The sequence below is a fragment of the Bartonella sp. AD328YNZD genome (genome assembly GCF_042196425.1).
Map to the genome: position 1 here is coordinate 1 of NZ_JBHIQG010000275.1, position 3220 is coordinate 3220.

Genomic DNA, 3220 nt, shown 5'->3' on the forward strand with positions numbered 1-3220 from the left:
CGCATGATTCAAGAAACAACACCTTCTCCTTTTATTCGTGAAATGGTGGGTATTTTTACAGAAATGGCAGAGCAAACCTTTTCAGGAGTCTATACAACCGCCTCAAAAGACACCCAATGGCTTTCTTTATCCAATTATGCAGATCTTGTCTGCGGAGATGATTTTTTTTCCTCAGATATTGCCAATGGCAATACAGATGTTTTTCTCAATCTCCCCGCAAGCATTTTAAACAGTTATCCAGCTATTGGACGTGTGATTATTGGCGCCTTTCTCAATGCCATGGTTACAGCAGACGGTAACTATAAAAAGCGTGTTTTATTCGTCTTAGATGAAGTTGATCTTCTAGGCTATATGAATATTTTAGAAGAAGCCCGCGATCGTGGACGTAAATACGGCACATCCTTGATGCTCTTTTATCAATCCACGGGTCAGTTGGTCAATCACTTTGGCGAAGCAGGAGCACGTTCATGGTTTGAAAGCTGCTCCTTTGTCAGTTATGCGGCCATTAAAGACCTTCAAACAGCTAAAGACATTTCAGAACGCTGTGGTCAAATGACCGTTGAAGTCACCGGAACGAGCAAATCAAGAGGTTTATCTTTAGGAAAAAGTTCTTACAACATCAATTACCAACAAAGAGCTCTCATTTTACCCCACGAGATTATTCAAGAAATGCGTCAAGATGAACAAATTATTCTTATGCAAGGACAACCCCCTTTGCGATGTGGTCGCGCCATCTATTTCAGAAGAAAAGAAATGTTAGCCGCAGCTGCAAAAAACCGTTTTGCCCCAAAAGCACAGAAAAACTAAAAAACACCCTCCAATGGAGGTCATGCATCAAAACAAAAACATCAAAGGATAAAAGCAGAGATTCTATCTCATAAAAGCCTATAAAGAAGGAATTCCCGCTTGATACAACAAGAAAAATATAGGGAAAAGTCTTTGAATGATGGTATTATGCCTGTGCTTACCAATGCCAATTTTCTTTATAAAGCACTCTCCTCATCTCCAAATAATAAATACCAATCATATCTATGCCTTGAGAATCCTATCAAGAAACTTTTGAAGGCACCGCTTTTATAGGAAAATTTTTCTACAAAAAAATTAAAAGACAATATGCATGAAAACAACCCAAATGAACTATTCTCTCTCAGTAAAAGAAAAAAGTGCCAAGATAAAGATTTATACACTCAAAAACACCTACGAATTTGAGGGATTTTTTCCTCACCCAAGTCTCAACATCTCAAAACAATATGCGTGGGGGATTTTCAAACAAAAAGTTTAACACACTCTCATAGACAATGTAACATTATAAGGAATGTAACAATGCCAAAAGCAAAAGAAAAAACAAAAGGAATTCCCTCACCCCATAATTATATCTATCTTGGTACCCAAATTCTCAAAAATAGATATGGAGAAACAGATTTAAAACGCTTTCTGGAAAAATGCTCACATGATAGGCAAAAAGCCATGATCAATCTGCGTGCAGAACCCCTGCCAGAATATTTTAATTCAACTTATCTATGCCATATCCACCAACAATTGTTTAAAAATACCTTTGTATGGGCTGGACATCTGCGTCATATCCCCTTCGCATTTACAGACGATAGCATTGCCGCCATGCCAGAAATGAAAAGAATGGAATGGGGCAATAATTTTGCAACTGGTGAAGAAATCCCTGAACTCTTACAAAAATTAGATCAAACGCTTGCCGAAAAAAACAATTTGCAAGGCTTAACACGCGAAGAATTTGTCAAGGAAGCAACGAGTCTATTTTATTCTCTTCACAAAATCCACCCATTCATAGATGGCAATGAGCACACAGAACAAGTCTTTTTTGAAAATCTTGCCAAAGCTGCAGGACATCAGCTTGACTTTTCGCTTGTCACACAAAAACGTATGATGGCTGCCTGTAGCGAAGCAATGCAATATAGCAATACACAACTGTTGAAAGATCTTTTTGAGGATATCTCCAATCCCCCCAAAATACGTCTTTTAAAAGAATTTATGGACCACATAAACAATACGGGACGCAACGTGGATGATCGCCTTGTTATGGCAACAAAGGCAGGAGAAACCTATATAGGAACTTATAAAGGTTGTTATTCAGAAAGTTTTATACTCGATATGCAAGGAACTTACATCATTGGTAGCAAAGATGATCTCACACCAGAACGATTAAAAACATTAAAACCTGGTGATATCATTACCTTTACCGCCCCCAACAGCAAAGAGCTTGAAAACACGCTTATTCCAAAAGAAACATTAGCGCCTCTCACAAAAAGTGAATGTGCCAAAACAGTTGCGCTAGATAGTTACGTTCTCAAAGCTCAAAAGCAAGTCCGAGCTTACGCAAAAACTGTTTATGGTGACGCAAACGTATTAAACGAACAGATAGAAGAGATTATTAAAAATCCAGAATTAGGCAGACAGTTTGCTAATCAGATTAAACAGGCACCGCACTCTGTTTCTCCTCTTGCAGGTTTTAGTATATGCGGTCTACAAAATCCGACACGTGTACACGCTCGAAATTATCTTGATGTGCTCTCTCTTGCAATTGAGAATTATGTGTATACTGTAGAAGCTACCTATAATATAGTCACTCGAGACCATAAAATTAAACAAGAACGCCTTGGAAAAGCGGTAGAGAATCCCAGTCAAAACTTGCAAAATATTTTTGCTTTATCACCGGAAAAACAAAGAGAAATCTTGTCTCAATCTCCTCAATTATACCAAGAGCTCCGTACTTTTATAAACAGTTTAGAACATCGTCTCTCATCAAACGAATGTAGTGCGATCACAAACAAAGATTATGAAACACTTGCACAAAGTATTGGTATATCAGAACAGAAAGCACGAGAAATTACCGACATTGTTCAAAAAGCAAGGAACACTCATAGCCAATTCTACACACGCACACAAAATCGTTCAAATACACTTGCTATGGCCAACTAAAAAATATGAAACTTTGTTTTTTTGATTTAAACACCTATGTGGAAGAGATATTTTAATATTCTTATCATACATGCAAAAAACAGACTACTTAAACGCCCTACCACCAATTTTGCACATAGCATATACACCATATCCAAAGCAATTGGACAGGATAATTGTTAATTCCTTTTAAACGTCATGATTACTACTGACGAAAGCTACAAAAGCCTATTTTATTTGTCTTAGATGGAGTCGATTTTCGTGGTTATATGAATATTTTAAAAAGAGC

The 3220-nt window shown here is 37.4% G+C and carries 2 protein-coding genes; both read left to right on the plus strand.

The genetic code is table 11. The features are described 5' to 3' along the window. Window positions 1-807, plus strand: an 807-nt coding sequence (locus tag ACFIO3_RS10510; protein ID WP_375704430.1) for a type IV secretory system conjugative DNA transfer family protein, incomplete at its 5' end; no start/stop codon positions are given. Between the two features lie 516 nt (window positions 808-1323). After that, a complete protein-coding gene (locus ACFIO3_RS10515) occupies window positions 1324-2952 on the plus strand; it encodes a BID domain-containing T4SS effector (protein ID WP_375608084.1) in 1629 nt (542 codons plus the stop codon). Window positions 2953-3220: the final 268 nt, after the last annotated feature.

Bases quoted from the DNA above. Each gene is read 5' to 3' on its own strand.
- ACFIO3_RS10515 (WP_375608084.1), top strand. From the start codon at position 1,324: ATGCCAAAAGCAAAAGAAAAAACAAAAGGAATTCCCTCACCCCATAAT.